The organism is Longispora fulva (assembly GCF_015751905.1).
Classification (GTDB): domain Bacteria; phylum Actinomycetota; class Actinomycetes; order Mycobacteriales; family Micromonosporaceae; genus Longispora; species Longispora fulva.
In genome coordinates this window covers 2866420-2885356 of record NZ_JADOUF010000001.1, presented here as the reverse complement: position 1 = coordinate 2885356, position 18937 = coordinate 2866420, and the positions used below count along the sequence as shown (strand labels likewise).

The 18937-nt window shown below is 69.1% G+C and carries 6 protein-coding genes; 4 read left to right on the top strand and 2 right to left on the bottom strand.

Annotated features, from left to right (window positions below):
• Nucleotides 1-9: 9 nt before the first annotated feature.
• Nucleotides 10-1944 carry an Agd3-related carbohydrate deacetylase gene (locus tag IW245_RS12755; RefSeq protein ID WP_197003391.1) on the bottom strand — a complete coding sequence of 645 codons (1935 nt, stop codon included), beginning with the start codon at nucleotides 1942-1944 and terminating at the stop codon, nucleotides 10-12.
• Between the two features lie 225 nt (nucleotides 1945-2169).
• Nucleotides 2170-3024: a GNAT family N-acetyltransferase gene (locus tag IW245_RS12750; protein WP_231398783.1), complete on the bottom strand. Its 855-nt coding sequence runs from the start codon at nucleotides 3022-3024 to the stop codon at nucleotides 2170-2172.
• 342 nt (nucleotides 3025-3366) lie between these two features.
• Between IW245_RS12750 and IW245_RS12745 the strand changes: the two genes are divergently transcribed.
• The 4 genes from IW245_RS12745 to IW245_RS42165 all read left to right on the top strand — a co-directional run bounded on the left by IW245_RS12745 (nucleotide 3367) and on the right by IW245_RS42165 (nucleotide 18892).
• A complete protein-coding gene (locus IW245_RS12745) occupies nucleotides 3367-6195 on the top strand; it encodes an AfsR/SARP family transcriptional regulator (protein ID WP_197003389.1) in 2829 nt (942 codons plus the stop codon).
• 230 nt (nucleotides 6196-6425) lie between these two features.
• Nucleotides 6426-11402 carry an RICIN domain-containing protein gene (locus tag IW245_RS12740; protein WP_197003388.1) on the top strand — a complete coding sequence of 1659 codons (4977 nt, stop codon included), beginning with the start codon at nucleotides 6426-6428 and terminating at the stop codon, nucleotides 11400-11402.
• Nucleotides 11403-11428: 26 nt separating this feature from the next.
• On the top strand, nucleotides 11429-11737 hold the full coding sequence (locus IW245_RS12735; protein WP_197003387.1) for an immunity protein CdiI family protein: 309 nt from the start codon (nucleotides 11429-11431) through the stop codon (nucleotides 11735-11737).
• A gap of 1203 nt (nucleotides 11738-12940) precedes the next feature.
• Nucleotides 12941-18892, top strand: a complete 5952-nt coding sequence (locus tag IW245_RS42165) for an RHS repeat domain-containing protein (protein WP_197003386.1) — start codon at nucleotides 12941-12943, stop codon at nucleotides 18890-18892.
• Nucleotides 18893-18937 lie beyond the last annotated feature (45 nt).

The window sequence follows — 18937 nt, the reverse complement described above, 5'->3', positions numbered from 1 at the left end:
CGGGTTGCCCTATTTGGGGAGGGCGAGGTATTTGGTGACGCCAGTGGTGAAGGTGATGCGGGAGATGAGGTCGGTGCCGTACTGGTCGTAGCCGGACGTTTTGACGCCGGTGATGAACAGGGATCCAGCCTGGGTGGAGGTGTAGGTGAGGCTGTTGGTGGAGCGGGCCCACACGACGTCGTTTCCACCGGCAAGGACGGCGAAGTGGGTGTTGCGGTAGCTGGTGTAGCTGGCCAGCGTGGGCCAGTCGTAGGTGCGCAGGGGCACGGAGTACAGCTGGTTGTACTTGCCCAGGAGCGCGGTCAGCCAGTCGAAGGTGAGGCTGTGGCCGGGTTCGTACTGTCGCAGGTTGCCCTGGTGCAGGGTGTGGGAGTAGATCGAGCCGGCGGTCAGGTGACCGAGGGCGACCTTGGACTCCTGGTCGACGATCTCGGTGTAGGTGAGGTCGTGGTCGAAGGCGGGGAACCTGCCGGCGGGGCCGTAGTAGGAGTTGTAGAAGGTGGTTTCCTCCTCGGGGGTGGTGACGTGGTAGGCGATGTTCGTCGGCCAGTCCGGGACCAGGAGCAGGGCCGGTGTCATGGGGTGCGCGGTGGAGCAGTTGACGCAGGCCGGTCGGTGGCTGGGGAAGGACATGTTGCCGTGCAGGTATTTGACGCCGGCGGCCTTGGCGGCGTTGAGCATCTGCTGGTTGGACGCGGCCAGGCCGTAGTCGGTCGGCGGGTCGATGTCGTTGTTCGGATCGGGGTGATACACCCCGAGGCCGGAGTATTCGGGGGTCTTGAGGACGGTGGTGGGCACGCTCAGTCCGATGCCGTTGCCGGCGGTGAGGTTCGTGGTGATCTCGGTGGAGCTGTCAGCGTAGGTGGTCGTGTTCATCTTCGGATGGCTGAACGTGTGGTTGATCCACCGGAACTGCCCGGACAGGCAGCGCGCGTAGCTGGTCAGCGGGTCGGGCGTGCTGTCCGTTGAGCATTGGGCGGGGGCTGCGGCATTGATGCCCTCGCCGTTGTAGGCCAGGTTGAGGGTGAACGCCGACGCCTGCGGGAACGACTGGCGCAGTGCCGTCTGCTGGGCCGCCGTACCGGCCAGGTCCTCCCCGGTGATGCGGAACTCGGCCGGATCGCGGGTGCCGTCGGCGAGCAGGTGGTCGGTGGTGTTGAACAGGTCGTCCACGTCGACGTTGAGCCAGTGGCGCTGCTCGCCGACGAACACTCCGTGCGTGGCCCAGCGCACAAGCCCGTAGGTGAGCAGGTCCGCCTGAGGCAGGTACTGGTTCGAGGTGAACGTCAACGCCATCCGCTCGCGCCCGTCCGGGGCGGTGCTGCTCACCGCGACGACGTCCGGGCCGATGGTCAGGACCGGGATGGCCGCACAACCCGGGGCGAGTTGGCTGCGGTAGACGTAGGACAACTGGATCGGGATCTGGCTGCCGGACCGCAGATAGTCAAAGATCGACGCGCCGGCAGCGGTCAGGCTCGCCTGCTGTGGCGCCGCGCCAATGCCCTCCTCGTTGCCTGAGCGCAGGCAATAGTCTTCCGGAAACGTGCCGAAACCGGCGTAAAGCGCGACCTGGCGCACGTGAAAGGTGGCCTCGTAGTTCCACAACGCCGTCCACTCGCCGGCATCCAGCGCGGAGGTGTAGCCGCCCGCGCCGTCCGCGGTGAGCAGGGCCGCGCTGGTCAGTAGGACCGCGTCGTAGCGGCCGACCCCGTCATCGCGCACCAGGGAACCCAGCGGGGTAGCACCGGCCAGGAGGACGTCGTAGGGACTGCCCACCCGGTCGAGTGCGCTCTTCCACGTGGCCAGGCCGAAATCGGCGCTGTCCACGGCGATCACGAGCTGACGCAGAGCCACCCGGTCACCCGGATCGGCGGCATGGGCCACGGTAGGTGCACCCAGTAGGGCGCTGAAGACGAGCAGGACAAGGAGGAGGCGGGACTTCACAGCGGCGTATCCTTCCGACCGGAGGTATCGGCCACTGTGGACGGTTCCGTCGATCGGTTGTCGGATGTGTCGCAGGGGCGACACGAGGTCCACCTGATCGGGCAGTCGCCTATCGGTCGAATCTCCCCACGCCACACCGTCGAGAGCCCTCACGGCCATCTGCACAGCCGCGCCGCCCCGCCCACGATCCGAGATGATCAACCAGGCGGGACGACCGACGCCCTTCTACAGTGGGAGCTCCCGGCGGACCCGGACGCTCACCGTGCGGTACTCATACCCCAGGTGCTCGTTGAGCTGGCGCATGTTCTCGTTGCCACGCTGGGTCCACGTGTACACCTCGGTCAGGCCGTTCTGGCTGGCCCAGTGCAGCGTGAGCCGCTTCAGCGCGGAGGCCACGCCCCGGCCCCGCCAGTGCCGGCCGACCGCCGTCAGGGCGTGCTCGGCCCGGTTCGGCTGGTCCGGGTCCAGGGTCAGCCCGGCGGTGCCGACGATCTCGTCGCCGGCCAGCGCCATGAACGTGCCGGCCGGCTCGCCCTTCCAATCCCGCTCCCACTCCTCCGCCGTCACCTCGATCGGCCGGTCGACTGCGAAGTCCGAGACCGCCTGGCGGCCCAGGGTGTCGAAGGCGGCGGCCCACAACTCCGGCCGCTCAGCCAGGCTGACGACCGTCAGCCCGACCGGCAGCTCCGGCTCCGGCTCGACGCCGATCTTCCGGACCTGCTCGACCTCCCGGTCCACCTCCACGAACCCGAACGCCTCGGCGAAGGCCACCGATCCCGGGTCGTCCGCGCTGGCACCCACGTGCGGCACGCCGATGGTCAGGCAGTGCTCGGCGAGTTCCCGCAGCACCGCACCGCCCACGCCCCGGCGACGGAAAGCGGGCAGCACCCGGGGCGCGACACCGGCCACCCCGGCCAGGTGGGACTTGTCCGCGAGCCCCGAACCGGCCAGCTCACCGTCGACCTCGGCCAGCAGCATCAGCCGCTCCGGCACCATGACAGCCCGCAACTCCTCCACCGAGGGGCACCGCTCATAGGGCAGCACGGCGATCCTCACCTGACGCCACGCCTCGAAGTCCATGTCTGACACCACTGGTCGGATTCGCACACTCATAACGCGAACCTACTCACGCCGTCCAACGACTTTTCTCGGGCAGGCAGGACCTCACCCAACCGGGCCGCTATCGGCGGGGGGCGGCCAGGCTGCCCGGCGTCAGCCGCAGTGGCCGGCGCTGGGCGGGTCACGGCGTGCCGGTGGCGTGAGGTTGCCCGGTCGACGCGGTCGTCGCCGGCGCACCACGCCCGGAAGGTGCCTGAGTTGATCCCGGTCAGGAAGTGGACATGAGCAAGGTTAGGATTCGGCGGTTGATCATCAGGCTGCCGGCGGATGTGGCCCTCCGGTGGCGCGGGGCGGGGGGCATCCGTGCGGTTCGAGTTGCTGGGCCCGCTGGTGGTCCGCGACCCTCCGGAGGCTCGGGTCATCACGAGCCCGATGGGCCGACTTCTGCTGGCCGAACTGCTCCTGCAGGCCAACCGCACGGTCTCCGTCGACGCGCTCGTGGACGTCCTGTGGGGTGAGGATCCGCCACGCACCGCAGGTGACTCGCTGCAGAATCATGTCGCGCGGCTGCGGCGCGCGCTCGGCCCGCTCGGCGAGGCCCGGCTGGAGTTCATCGCGCCGGGGTACAGACTCCACGTCCAGGACGGCGAGCTGGACGCGGCCGACTTCTCCGCCCATTTTCGGCGTGCCCGCACGGCACATGCCGCGGGCGACTGGGCAGAAGTCGGTGTCGAAACCGCGGCGGCCCTGGCTCTGTGGCGTGGGCAGCCCCTCTCCGACCTGCCCGTGTTGTCTGGCAGGCCCGAGATCGCACGTCTTGAGGAACTTCACCTCCAGGTTCTCGAGTGGCGCTTCGACGCCGAACTCGCCGCCGGGCGTCATCACGGGCTGAGCGCGGAACTCGTCGCTCTCGTCGCGAGGTATCCGCTGCGTGAGGCGTTCCACCGGCAACTGATGCTGACGCTGCACCGCACCGACCGCGGCTCTGAGGCGCTCACGGTCTACCAGGCCCTACGCCGAACCCTCGTCGACGAACTCGGCAGCGAACCCGGGCCCACCATCCAGGCGGTGCACCGCGACATCCTCGCGTTCGACTCCGGTCCGGTCGAACCGGCGGCATCGTCAGGGTCTCCGCCCGCGGCCACGACCGCGACGGCTCCCTTCCAGTCACCCCCGGCGATCTCCGACTTCATCGGACGTCGGGGCGAACTGGCCGCCATGTCCCGGTGGCTGAGCCCGGCGGGCGCGGCTCTCGCGCCACGGGTGGTCGTGGTCTCCGGCATGGGTGGCATGGGCAAGACGACCATGGCACTGCGCGCCGCGCTGCACCTACGCGCCCAGTTCCCCGATGGTCAGCTGTTCGCCGACCTGCGCGGTTTCGGGGTCGGTCGTCCCCGATCAGCTCACGATCTGCTGGCCCGCTTCCTCACCGACCTCGGCGTTCCCGGTCCGGCCGTGCCCGAGCATGTCGACGACCGCGCGGCCCTGTACCGGGCCACTGTCGCCGACCGCCGAATACTGGTCGTCCTCGACAACGCCCGTGACGCGGCCCAGGTGATCCCGCTGATCCCGGGCTCAGGTGCCACGGCGGTGATCGTCACCAGCCGCCGCCGACTGGCCAGCCTCGAAGGCGCGTCCCACATTTCTCTGGGCCCGCTCAGCGACAGTGAGCAACGCGACCTGCTGACCTCGATGTGCGGAGCCGAACGCGTGACGGCCGACCCGGACTCGGCGACCCGGATCCTCACAGCCTGCGGCGGGTTGCCCCTCGCGGTCCGGATCGCAGGCGCGCAACTGGCCAGTCGCCGGACCCGGCCGCTGAGCACCTTGGCGGCCCGCCTGTCGGAGGCCGGCGGTCGGCTCACCACGCTCGCGATCGACCACCTGGCCGTCCACGACGCGTTCTCCGCGAGTTACGACGCCCTGTCCGACAGTCCCCGTCCGCTGGACCGCGCAGCGGCACGTGCCTTCCTGATCCTGGGCCTGTGGCCCGCCCACGCCCTCACCCCGGAGGCGGCTGCCGCGCTGCTCGGCGAGTCCACGGATCACGCCTGCGACCTCCTCGATGTGCTCGTCGACGCCCACGTGCTGGAGGCGACGGATTCGGGCGCGTACCGCTTCCACGACCTGCTCGGGGAGTTTGCCGCCGAGCAGGCCGCCAAGGAGGTGCCGGTCGGGGTGCGCGAAGAGGCGGTGCTCCGCTTATTGCACTGGTACTACCGCGCCGCGACCGCGGTGAACCGCACCGTCGTGCCCCACTTCCTGGAGCCGCCGCCGTTGTCAGCCGAAGTGTCGGCGCCGGTGCCCGAACTCACCGACGAGACACAGGCTCTGTCCTGGTACGTGCGGGAGCTACCGGCACTCAAGGAAGTCATCCACCAGGCGCGTCACAGCTCCGAACCGCAGCTCGCGTGGCGGATCACCACCGCGCTGTTCGGCTACGCGCAGACCTACTGGTGGGCCGCGGACCTGGAGGAGTCGTGGGCCGGGGCACTCGACAGCGCCCGCGAGAACGGGGACCTGCAGGGGCAGGCACGGCTCCACAAGCATCTCGGCGCAGTCCGGGGCATGGCGCACCGCATCGACGAGAGCCTGCACCACCTCCGCGCCGCCCAGAGCCTCTTCGAGGCGGCCGGCGACCTCCAAGGCCAGGCCTCAGCCCTCGGCAACCTGGCCCTGGCCTACCGACACGGTGGTCAGGCGCACCCGGCACTCGCCTGCTTCCAGGAGTCACTGCACCTCTGGCGGCAGACCGGCCGGACCGACATGACCGCGTCCGAAATGACCAACCTGGGCACCATGCTGCACGACACAGGCGACGCGGTGGCGGCCGAAGCCCTCCACCGTCAGGCACTCGCGCAATGGCGTGAGCGGGGCATGCTCGCCTACGTCGCCGTCGTGCTCAACAACCTCGGCGACACCCTGGCCATACTCGACCGCCCCTCGGAGGCCTTTTCCGCCCTCGCCGAGGCACTGGCCATCCGCAGGAGCCTGGACGATGAAGCCAGCGCCGCCGACACCCTGATATCCATCGCGAACACCCACCTGCGGATCGGCGACGTCGCACGTGCCCGGGAACACTGGGAAGAGGCGCTCGCCATCGGCCGCGCACTGCGGCTGGACAACGTCGTGGACGACAGCCTGCGGAGCCTGGCCACACTCGCAGCCTCCGAGCCGACACCCGCGTCCTGAACCGCTACGTCGTCGTGCGCACCGGCCCCGCGATGCGCGCGCCGGCTCTCACCACACCTGAGCGATGCCAGGCTCGCCGATACCGCCCGACGCCGGGGTGGTTGGTGGGTTGTTGGTCGACTGTGAGCGGACCCCGGCACGCTACGTCGTGATGCCGCCTCCGTACGGACGGCGGCCACTGCCGCGTTAGCGCGAACCACCAAACCCGGTCCGATAGTCAGGAACCTCTCATGTCGCGCGTGGTTGCCCGCGTATTGCTCGTGCTGTCAGTACTCGCCGCCTCGTTATCTCTGGGCATCGGCCCAGCGGCCGCCGACCCACCCGATTCCACGGCTGTCCAGATCGTCAACAACAACAGTCACCTGTGTCTGGATATCGCGGCGTCGCGGACCGACAGTGGTGCGCCGGCCCAGCAGTGGGAGTGCGGCGGCACGGCCGCGCAGAAGTGGACTCTGGTCCCGCTGTCATACGGCACGTACCGGATCCAGAACGCGAACAGCCACCTGTGTCTGGAGATCGGCGGCTGGCGCACCGACAACGAGGCCACGGCCAACCAGGGCGACTGCCATACGGGTACCGATCAGCAGTGGCGGCTGACGTCGCGCGGGACCGGCCTGGTCGACCTGCGCAACGTCAACAGCTCGAAGTGTCTTCTCAGCCGGGGTTCCACCCACGGCACCGCCGGCTTGCAGTACGACTGCGACCCCGCATACGGCGACCAGGTGTGGGCGCTCGGCTACGGCGGCCCGAAGGCGACCGCCCCGGCTTCCGGCGAGGTGGCGCACTACGCGTTCGACGAGACGACGGGTACCACGGCCCGCAACGCGCTTCCCGGTGGTGCGGACGCCACGCTGGTGGGTGGGGCCGCCTGGGACACCGAAAAGAGCGCTGACTCACCCCAGTCGTTGGGTGCGCGTTCGGTGGCGTTGAACGGCAACGGGTCCTCGGTCACCGCGCCGGTGGCGTTGGCCGCGGACCAGTCGTTCACCGTCTCGACGTGGGTGAAGGTCAACCAGCTCGGGCACGTGCGGACCATCCTGTCCCAGGACGGCGCCCGGGTGTCGAGCTTCTACCTCAAGGTTCTGCCGGACGGCCGGCAGCAGTTCATCCTGCCGCGCACCGACTCGGAGACCACGGCCTGGGACGTCGTCTACGGACCGGCCGTCACCCTCAACACCTGGACGCACCTCACCGGCGTGTACGACGCGTCGGCCAAGCAGATCCGCCTCTACGTCAACGGCACCCGGGTCGCCACCAGCGGCCGGGCCGCTCCGCTGAAGGGCTCCGGTGGTCTGCAGATCGGCCGGGGCTGGTGGTCAGGGCACACGGCCGACTACCTCGACGGCAAGGTCGATGAGGTCCGGGCCTGGCAGAGCGCCCTGCCCGACGCCGACATCGCGGCATTGATGGGCGGGGCGGGTCCGTTCCTGCTGGCCGGGCAGCCACAGATCCGGGAGGACACCTGCCGGCTCGGGTTCGTCGCCCACGTCGGCGGACCGGCGATGAAAGCCACGGCCCAGGCGGGCCTGGCGTCGACCTCGCCGGCGGAGCTGCACCGGTTGGCCAGCCCCGACACGATGCCGGGCTACCAGCAGGACAAGGACGCGCTGTGGGCGAAGTTCCAGGCGATGAACGATCGGGCGTCGGCGTGGGAGGTGCCCCTGGCGGGGCTGACCGTGCCGTTCGTGACCGACGCGGCCTTCCAACACGCCCCTGCGATCGGCGACGCGATCGCCGGGTTCTACGCCAAGCAGTGGTGGGAACAGTGGGACCACTTCTTCGTACCGCTGGCACCGCAGGCCTCCCAGGCGGCCCAGGACACGGTCAAGCAGATGTACGTGGCGCAGTACCCGGACGTGAAACGTGCCGACTACGCGACCGACGCGGAGTACCGGGCAGCCTCCGACCGCACTGACTACGCCCGCAGCATGTGGTACGTGTTCGGCGGGACCACCGGGGTCCGCAACGCCGACGACGTCCGGCTGTTCCTGCAACAGGGCGGCTTCCCTACCAGGGCCCCGGCCCCGGGCACGGTGGAGTTCCGCCAGGACGTCGAGGCGCTGAAACTGCGTTTCGCCTCGTGCGAGAGCGGCAACCCGATCGCGTTGAACGGCGCCCTGGACCTGGAGGCATCCACCGCCGGTGCCGAATGGGCCGCCGAACTCGCCGCCCAGGCCGGCCCCCGGGCGACGATCCTAGCCGCCGAGGCCCAGGCCTCAACCGACTTGAAAGCCGCGGCTGAGGCGATGGTCGAGGCGGTCGGGCAGTCGTGGATCGCCTCGCAGCTGACGAACTGGCAGGCCTACTGGCTCGCCCGCCCGACGAACGAGATCGGCTACCCGAGAAAGGCCTCGTTCGACACGGCGGCCACCGCGATCGCGCACGCCAAGTCCGAGACCGCAGTGCAGTTGGGCATCGCCACCCAGGCAGCCTCCTCCGCGCAGGTCCAGGCCGCGAAGGTCGCCGGGGCGCAGGACCTGGCGGGGCAGATCGCCCAGCTCAACGGCACCCCCTACGGTCGCGGGTTGGCGTACGCGCAGCAGTCCGCGCAGGTCACCAAGGCCTCCGCCGCAGCCGCCCAGGCCGCGGCGAACGCCACCTCCACCGCCACCAACGCCACCCAGGCCTCCGTCGCCGACTCCGGCGCGCTGTTCGCTCTCGCCCAGACCCAGGGCCACGCCCTGCAGGCCGAGTTCCAGCGCGCCGCGGCGAAGGAAGCAGCCGACCAGGCCCACGCCGCCGCCGTCGCGGCCAAGGCCCAGGCCGACCAGGCCGCACAGGCCGCGACCCGGGCGAAGGCCGACCGGACGGCGGCGGCGAACGCCGAAGCCGCCGCGAAGGTCTCGGCCGCCAAGGCCGCCGCGCAGAGGCAGGTCGCCCAGACGGAACAGGCCAGGGCCGCCGCCGCGCGGGCCACGGCCGACACCCAGCGGGCACTGGCGGCGACGGCCGAAGCCGCGGCCCAGGCCCAGCAGGCCAAGGCGGCCACCGCGGCCGCTGCCGCTCAAGCGGCTGCGGCGACGGCCGCAAGCAACCGCGTCGACGCCGAGGCCGCCGAGAGCCGGGCGGCCACGGCCCGGAGCGCGGCGATGACGGCGGCGGACAACGGGGACGCCGTGGAAGGCCGGGCCGAGGCCATGGAGGCGGCCTCTGCGGCCGCCGCCGGGACCGCCTCCGCCGACGCCGCCCGGCAGGCAGCCACGGCCGCCCGATCGGCGGCGACCACGGCAAACACCGCCGCGAACGCGGCTCGCACCGACGCCACGGCCGCCGGCAACGCCGCTGTTGCGGCCCGCACCGCCGCCACCCAGGCGACCGGCGCCGCCGAACGGGCCCACGCGGCGTCGAACAGCGCGGCCGCGGACGCGGCGGACACACATGCGCAGGCGCTCACCGCGCACGCGGCGGCCGCTGACGCGATCGTCGCATCCGGGCTCGCCTCGGCGAACGTCACGGCCGCGCAGGCCCTGGCCGATTCAGCGAAGGCCGATGCGGCGAAGGCGAAAACCGACTCGGGTGCGGCGAAGTTCCAGGCCGAGCAGGCGCAGTGGGACGCGGCGCGCACGGCCGGGTACGCGTACGCGGCTGGGCGCTCCGCCATGGCCGCCAGGGACTCGGCCTCGGCGGTCATCGCCCCAGCGAACGACGCCATCGCGCTCGGAAGCCCGTTCCGGCAGGCCGACGTCTCCGCGGGGCTCGCTGTCCTTGTCGGACAGTCCTCCAAGACGATCGCCGAGCAACAAGACGCTGTAGCCCAGGCTCAGGCCGCGCAGGCCGGCAAGGCGGCAGTCGATGCCAAGGCCCTGGCGGACAAGGCCACGGGCGACGCCAAGGCGGCGGCCCAGTCCGCGGCGTACGCCGCCGGCGAGGCCACCGGTGCCGTGCAGTCGGTGTCCGCGGCCCGGGTCTCGGCCGTCGCGGCAGCAGTGGACGCGGCAGCGGCCGCGCAGTCCGATGCGAACACCGCCGCTCTGGAGGCGCAGGCCAAGCAGGACGCGGCCACCGCCGCCGCCTCGGCGGTAGCGGCGAGCGGGGACGCCTCGGCTGCCCGGGACGCCGCGACGGCGGCGGAGAGGGATGCCGCTGCGGCGCGGACCGCGGCGAGTGTCGCAGCCGCCGACGCCGCCACGGCGCGCACGGCGGCGACCTCCGCCGAACGTGACGCAACCGCCGCCGAGGCTGCCGCCGCCAGTGCGCAGGTCAGCGCCCAACAGGCTCAGGACGCGGCGGCACTGGCCGAGGCGAAGGCCAGAGATCAGATCACGGTCGACCAGCAGACCAGGCCGGGGCCGACCGGGATCGGCGGGGTGCTCACCGACTACCGGCTCGAGGACACGATCACCGCCGACGCGTGGACCTGCAACTTCACCGGCACCGTCGGTGATCCCAACGCGGCCTGCCGGATTCCGGTTGTCCACCACCTCAAGAGCACATTCGTCTACCGGCTGCTCAACTGCGGCACGCCGGACCTGGCGACGATGACGGTGGACTGCACCCGCACCTACCTGGACACCAAGGTCACGACCATCGACCGGCCCGACACCGTGGTCCTGTTCACCGCCAAGGACAAGTTCGAGGAGGTGGTGGAGAACCTCAAGGACATGACGTATCGGACGTTCACCCACTGCGCCAACTCGGTCGTGAACGGACAGGCCAGTGCCGACTGCGGCTGGGCCGCCGTCATGATCACCCCGCCGGGGCGGCTCGCCAAGGTCGTCGAGGTGGTCCGCGGGGTCGGGACGGCGCTGAAGTCCGGGATCGGAATCGACCGGGCCATCGCCGCCGCTCGCATGGTGGAGATGGCGCCGGAGACCATGGCCATTCTGGAGCGCGCGGCAGCCAACCAGGGCCTGATCGACGAGCTCGCGGCCAACGGGGTGAATTTCAGCGCCGCCGATGTCATCGGGGTCGCCCGCAACGCGGAAGGCAAGATCGTGTTCCTGGAGACGGGCAGTTCCAACGGCGGACTGGTGCACATCATGGAGGAGCACGGCACCGACTTCGTCGCCAAGGGGCTCTCGGCCGAACAGATCCCGGACTTCGTGCTCAAGGCCGCGACCGAGGGAACTATCATCGGGTACCAGGGCAAGGGCACGGGGCGCCCGATCTTCCAGGTTCTTTACAATGGCAAGACGTGGACAGTCGCCGTATCGGTGGGCAGCAACGGCTTCATCGTCGGAGCGAATCTGACAGGATCACCGCAATGACCGGCAGTCAACGCACCATCCGACTCATGCCCGACTACGAGTGCCACCCGTTGTGGTGCCACGGGCACGGCGGCGAGGTCAACGTGTCCCCGCATGACCCCGTACTCGGCCTGTCATCCGGTCTGGCCACCGACCTCGAGCAGTGGGGGGATGAGTTCGACGCCACCCTGAACCGCGACGACCCGGCCTCCTCCGGGTTCCCCACCCCCCAGGTGGCTGACCAGTTCGCCGAACGCGGCGTCCTGCTGTCCCGCCGCCTCAGGGAGGAGCTGGCCTCCGACTGGGTGGTCTCGTACTTCGACATCCGGGTCCGGCGGGCCAGCCCGGTCGACTGACCCCTGCCGGACCTGCGGCGGGCGCCTTCCGAGGGCGCCCGCCGCTCTCGTCGATCGCATAACGGGATCGGCGTCGTCGCGCTCATGGGAAGCCGCGCATTTGGTCGTGGGTTCATGCTGTGCGTGTCGAGGTCCGCTCGACCCGGGTGTGGCAGTCGACCTACCGACGCTGGTGAAGTGCTGCGCACTGCCGATGACCGATGGCTGCCGCACCCGACATGCGCTCGACCGGCGTGGTCGGTCCCGTACTTGATGAAACCAGGCGCGCCCCTGGAAGCGATGATCCGGCCGGTTACGGTGGGCCGCGTGGGGGACCTGGCCGGGTTAGGGTCGCGGGATGGCGTTGTAGTTTTCCGATCTCGATGACCACTCTGATGCGGCGCAAGCTGGGCATTCCTAAGCTGGCCCTGCTCGGACCACAGCGTTTGTCCCACGTCGGTGACCGTTTCAACGGCCACAGGGAACGCAGTGGGCCAGTGCCGCGCCGAGCCGATCGCCCGTGGCTGGGTAAGGCCGCAGTCGGCCACCCATGGAACGGCTTTCCCGTCAGTCGAGATGGACAACTCGGTCGCGGGGGAGGTGCCGGTCGGTGCAGTCGGGTGGCCAAGGTCTCTTTTCGCCTGACGTGGCGGAGGTATTTGGAATGAATGCCACGGTTTTGAACCGCTGCTCACAGCCAGCTTTGGTGACCATGAGGCGTTCGAAATAACATTCGGCGTTCCCCGAGTGACGCTCTGCAATCGAGGCATCTTCTCACCGCGGGAGGCATCGGACAGGGGCATGTAACGGCTTGAACGCTGCCTTGACCTTGGGTTTTGTCGGCACCTACCTTTCGGCCGTTATGTTTTTCGGCCCGGGGGTCTGGTCGTGTCTTCAGTTCGTTTGTCCTCGATGCTTGCTGCCCTGACGCTGGGGCTCGCAGCCGGTCTCCTTCCGTCGGTGCCGGCGTTGGCGGCTCCGGGTGATGGCGCTCCGGATCTGAATGAGCCGGTGACCGCGACAGGGAGGGCCCCTGGCGGTCCCGGTGTACCGGCGGGGATGCCGGGCCGGTTGAAGGGGCCGAAGGCGACGCTGTGGCCTGCGGCAGGCGCGGCGGAGGTCGATCTGGGTGCGCCGGCCGCGGCGGCGAGGAGCCTGTCGGCTGCTCCGTCGGCGGGTGCGCCGGGCCTGGTGAAGGCCGGTGTCCTGCCGGTGCGTGTCGGTGTGCCTGCGAGCGCGGCGGACGCGGCGCCGGCGGACAACGAGAAGCAGTTGCGTTCGGCGGTGGCGTCGGCGCCCGGCCGGGTCCGGGTGGAGATCCTGGACCGGGCTGTGGCGGGCAGGGCCGTCAAGGGTGGGGTGGCGATGCGGCTGTCCCGGGCCGACATGCAGTCTGCGGCCGGGCGGGCGGCGGTGGAGTTCGACTACTCCGGCTTCGCCGACGCCTACGGTGGCGGCTACGGTTCCCGGCTGCGGATCGTGCAGCTGCCGGCGTGTGCGGCGACCACCCCGGACAAGCCGGAATGCCAGGTGCAGACGCCGGTGCGGTCGACCAACGACCCAACGCGCAAGACCGTGACTGCCGACATGACGGTGGCCCCAGCGGACTCGGCGGGCGCCACCCTGGGCAAGGCGGCCCCGCTGCGGGCGGCGGGGTCGTCTTCGGGTGCGGTGTTCGCGTTGTCGGCGGCCCCGGCGGGCGCGTCGGGGGACTTCACGCGCTCGCCATTGTCGCCGTCGGCGACCTGGACGGCTGGCGAGTCCGGTGGCGGGTTCTCGTGGAATTACCAGATGCGGGTGCCGCAGTCATCGGGCGGGCTGAACCCGGCTGTGGCCGCGTCGTACTCCTCGGCGGCGGTCGACGGGCGCACCACGGCGGCCAACGGGCAGGCCGGCATCCTGGGTGAGGGCTGGGACCTGTCGGCCGGCGGGTTCGTAGAGCGCACCTACGCGTCGTGTTCGCAGGACGGCAACAACACCGGTGACCTGTGCTGGAAGAACGACAACGTCACTATCTCCCTTGCGGGCAAGACGGTGCGGGCGTTCAATGACGGCGCGGGCGAGACTGGCTGGCATGTCGAGAACGACCCGGGCTGGAAGGTCACCCAGTGCTGGGGCACCCTGTGCGGGACGCAGCCGGACAACGGGACTTTCAACGGCGAGTACTGGATCATCACCACCCCCGACGGCACCCGCTACTACTTCGGCAGCAACCACCGCCTCGCATCCCAGGGCGTGGAGACCGAATCGACCCTCGCTGTGCCCGTGTACTCCAACAATCCCGGCGAGCCGTGCTACAACGCCGCAGGGTTCGCCGCCTCGGCGTGCAAGATGGGCTGGCGGTGGGGCCTGGACTACGTGCAGGACACCCGCGACAACTCGATGACGTACTACTACGAACGCGAGTGGGAGCGCTACGGCCAGAACCTCAACACCACCGCCGCCGCCTACGACCGAGCCAACACCCTGATTCGGATCGAGTACGGCACCCGGGCGGGCTCTGAGAACGGCAGCAACGCCCCGTACGTCATCGACTTCGGACTGACGTTCCGCTGCTACCAGCCGGGCCAGCCGTCGTGTGACGAGTCCCAGTTCGACCAGTGGCCCGACTCCCCGCTCGACCAGGTGTGCGTGTACACCGCGACCTCGTGCCCCGGGATCTACTCACCCGTCTTCTTCACCATCAACGCCCTGTCCTCCGTCACCATGCGAGTCCGCGACGCGGCCGGCACCGGGTACCGCGACATCGAACGCTACGACACGCCCACCGGCTTCTGGCCGACGGATGACGGCATCTCACCGTCCCTGTGGCTGAACAACATCGGTCACACCGGCCTCGCAGGCGCCACGCCGGTGACGATGCCGAACATCGTGTTCAAGGGCACCGCGCTGGACAACCGCTACGGCGGCACTCCGCCGATGAAGCACTGGCGGATGTGGCAGATCTTCTCCGAGACCGGCGCGGTCACCGAGGTCGAGTATGAACCGGCATCCTGCACGTCGTACCCGAACAACGTCGACAACAACGGCCGCTGCTTCCTGCTCCTGGCCAAGCCCAACGCCACCGACCCCGTCGACTGGACCTGGTGGTACAAGTACGTCGTCAAGAGCGTCACCGAACACGACCCCACCGGCGGCTCACCCGACGTCAAGACCAGCTACGCCTACTCCACCGACGGCGCCTCCACCACCGACGGACACCCCGTCACCCTGTGGGGCTATAACCAGAACGCGTTCCAAACCCCGTTTGCAGATCGGACCTGGTCGGACTGGCGCGGCTACCCCACCGTCACCACCACTCGCGACGACGGCGCCGGCCGCAAGTCCGTCACCAAGAAGCTCTATATGCGCGGTCTCGACGGCGACCGCATCGCCAACGACCAGTCCACCATCCGCCACGTCAAGATGACCAACTCCGAAGGCACCACGATCGACGACTGGTCCGTCCTGCGCGGCCAGGTCTGGGAGGAACAGGTCCTCGATGGCGGGGTCGCCGCCACCCGCACCGTCCACGACTGGGACGCCCGCCAGCTGGCCGGCCAGCCCCTGCCCTACGTCGGCGAGATCGGCTGGGCCTTCCGGATCCGGGAGAAGCTGAGCCGCACCCACACCAAGGTCAGCGCGGGCGACCGGGTCACCGAGAGCACCACCGCCTTCGACACTGACGGCTACCCCGTCTCGGTCGTCGACAAGGGCGAAGTGACCGTCACCAGCAACGGCACCACGATCACCGACGTCGACACGGCCGACACCGTGTGCTCCACCACCACCTACAACCGCAACTACACGGCGTTTATCCTCGCCACTGTCTCGCAGGTCGAAACGAAGGCATGCCCCGCCGGCACCCCGACAGGCGCGCCACTGGGCGGCAGCCGCACCTACTACGACACCTCCATCGACCTGGCCGCCGCGCCGACCAAGGGCCTTCCCACCAGGACCGACGCCCTGTCCAACGGCTCCCCGGTCACGTATACCACCGTCGGGAAGACGGAATTCGACGCACTCGGCCGGACAATCAAGACCTACGACGCGCTCAACCGCGCCACCACGACCAGCTACACCCCGGCGGGTGCAGGACCGGTCACGCAGGTCGTCACCACCAACGCGGCCGGGCACGCCACCACGTCGACGTTCGACACCGCGTGGTCGCAGCCAACCTCCGTCGTCGACCCCAACAACAAGACGACCCAGGCCAGCTACGACGCGCTCGGCCGGCTGCTGAAGGTCTGGCAACCGGGGCGCACCACCGCGCAGACCGCGAACATCGCCTACGAGTACACCTTGTCGAACTCCGCCGTCCCATCGGTGAAGACCAGCCGGCTGATCCCGAACGGGTCCACCGTCTCGTCCTACGAGATCTATGACTCGCTGTTCCGGCCGAGACAGACCCAGACCGCGACCCAGGACGGGAAGAACGCGGTCAACGACACGGCTTACGATCCCCGTGGTCTGGTCGCGTCCACCTCGACGTTCAAGGCGACCGCCGCGCCATCCGGGGGCCTGCTGACCTTCCTCGCCACCGATGTCAAGACCAGACACGCCATCGGGTACGACAACCTGGGCCGCACCGTCACCGACACCATCACCGGGCTGGACCGCAACAACAACCAGGTCGGCGCCGGGCTGGTCACCAGCACGTCCTACACCGGTGATTCGGTCACCGTCACCCCGCCGGCAGGTGGCACCGCCACCACGGTGTACGCCGACGCGCGGGGCCGGAAGGCGAAGATTCGGCAGTACAAGGGCTCGGTCGTGTCCGGCTCGTTCCTGGACTCGACGTTCGGCTACGACATCCTCGGCCGGCAGACCACAGTCACCGACACCGACGGCAACGTGTGGACCACCGGCTACGACATCCGTGGCCGGGCGAAGACGAAGTCTGACCCGGACGCCGGCACCACCAACCTGACCTACGACGACGCCGGTCAGGTCCTGACCACGACCGATGCCCGCAACGTGAAGCTGGCGTTCGGATACGACAACCTGGGCCGCAAGACCGGGGTGTTCAAAGACAGCCTGGCCGGCACCCGATACGCGTCCTGGACCTACGACACCGTGGCCAAGGGGCAGCTCACCTCGTCAACGAAGTACGAGGGCACCGACGCGTACACCACCGCGGTGACCGGCTACGACGATGGCTATCGGCCGCTGGGCAACTCAGTGACCATTCCGGCGTCGGCGGGCACCCTGGCCGGCACCTACACCTCGACGGCCACGTATAAGCCGGACGGTTCCCTGGCCACGGTCGGATACCCGGCCGCCGGTGGACTGGCGGCAGAGACGGTGAGCTCCGGCTACAACTCGATCGGACAGCAGATCTCCGCGACCGGCCTGGATACCTACCTGGCCAACGCCATCTACTTCTACGACGGCGCGCTGTACCAGAGCGTGAGGGGTGCCGCCGGCAAGCAGATCAAGGCGACCACCTTCCGGGAGGAGTACACCGGCCGGCTCACCAAGTCGCAGCTCGACACCGAGAAGGTCGGCGCCGTCGGCGGGTTCGAGGAGCAGTACAACGAGATCTATGCCTACGACGCCGTCGGCAACGTGACCGGAGTCAACGAGAACAAGACCGGCGCGGTCATCGCCAACCAGTGCTTCGGCTACGACGGCCTGCGCCGGATGACCGAATCCTGGACCACGACCGCCAGCACCTGCCAGGCCAGCCCGACGGCCGGGGTGATCGGCGGCGCGGACCCGTACTGGACCACCTACACCTTCGACAACGTCGGCAACCGCAAGACCGAGCTCAAGCACGGCCTCAGCGGCGCCTCCGACACCACCCGCACCTACACCAACCCGGCAGCCAAGGCGCTCCGCCCGCACAGCCTCACCAAGGTCGACACCAAGATCGGCACCGGCACGGCCGTCACCACCGACTCGCTCAGCTACGACGCGGCCGGCAACACCCAGTCACACAACTCCGCCAACTACACCTTCAACGAACTGGGCAAACTCGCCTCCATTGCGATATCCGGCGGGGCCACCACCAGCTACGTGTACGACGCCGACGGCAACCGGATCCTGCGCAAGGACACCACCGGCACCACGGTCTACCTCGGCACGACCGAACTGCACGCCAACACCCCGACGTCCGCCGCGACAGCGACCCGGACGTACCCAGGCGCGGTCCGTACCACCTCAGGCGGACTGGCCTGGATGGTGACCGACCACCACGGCACAGGCCAGGCCAGCGTCAAAGCCACCGACCTGACCGTGACGCGGCGGCGAACTGACCCGTTCGGCGGTGTCCGGGGCACGACAGCGGTATGGCCGACCGAACACGGGTTCGTGGACGGCGTGAACGACCCGGACACTGCCCTCGTGCACGTCGGGGCCCGCGACTACAACCCGAAAACCGGCCGCTTCGTCTCCGTCGACCCAGTCTTCGACGCCACAGACCCGCAAAGCTGGCACGGATTTGCTTACGCCAGCAATGCACCGGCCACGAGCAGTGATCCAACCGGGCTATGCGAAGACGATGGAAACGGATGCAGCCCAGTCGGGAACTCGTCATCGGGCGGCTCGCATCACGAGGATTGCAATGATGGCCCGTGCGGCGGCTACGACGACGCCGGTGACCCTTGGGAACCTGAAGACGGATGGCGCTGCGGCAACGGAGGATCATGTCGCGACACGCCCTCGGACGGATGCGGATCTCCAGGCTTTGTCGGCCCCTGCACGGGTCAGGACAATACCCTCACTTGCGCATTACAGAAGGCCTGCTTCGGTACCGGAGTCTCTTTGTGTGAATTCTTTTGCCCCGGTCTCCATAGCCCGCAACCGACACCACCTCCGAAGCTTGCTGGAAACCGCGCCCCGCAGAAAAAGGCCAAAAAGACACCATGGGTCCTCGTGGCGACATCGTCAGATGTTCGCGTATCGGACTGGGAGGGTAACGGATTTGATCTCATGGATACCAAAGACCACAAGTACAGCGAGGGCGTGAAATGGGCCGCAGGGGCGTTGAGTCCTCCAGTCGGCACCGTCATGGTGGCTATCCACGACGTGAAGTATCAATTCCGTTACCGGGAACAGACGTACGCGCGACTCAACGACGGGCAATTGGAGTTCCGAACCGAAAGGGACATCACGGAGTACCGTCGGAGGATGTTCTTCATGCCGTGGGATGCATTTACCGTGACCTCGGTGTGGCAGGATTTCGAATCCATGTAGGCTAACCTGCGGGTGGGCGCGACAATTCGGACCCACCCGCAGTCG

What these genes read in the sequence shown, in the direction of transcription:
- IW245_RS12750 (WP_231398783.1), bottom strand. Translation starts at nt 3,024, where the DNA reads ATGGACTTCGAGGCGTGGCGTCAGGTGAGGATCGCCGTGCTGCCCTAT.
- IW245_RS12740 (WP_197003388.1), top strand. Translation starts at nt 6,426, where the DNA reads ATGTCGCGCGTGGTTGCCCGCGTATTGCTCGTGCTGTCAGTACTCGCC.
- IW245_RS12735 (WP_197003387.1), top strand. Translation starts at nt 11,429, where the DNA reads ATGCCCGACTACGAGTGCCACCCGTTGTGGTGCCACGGGCACGGCGGC.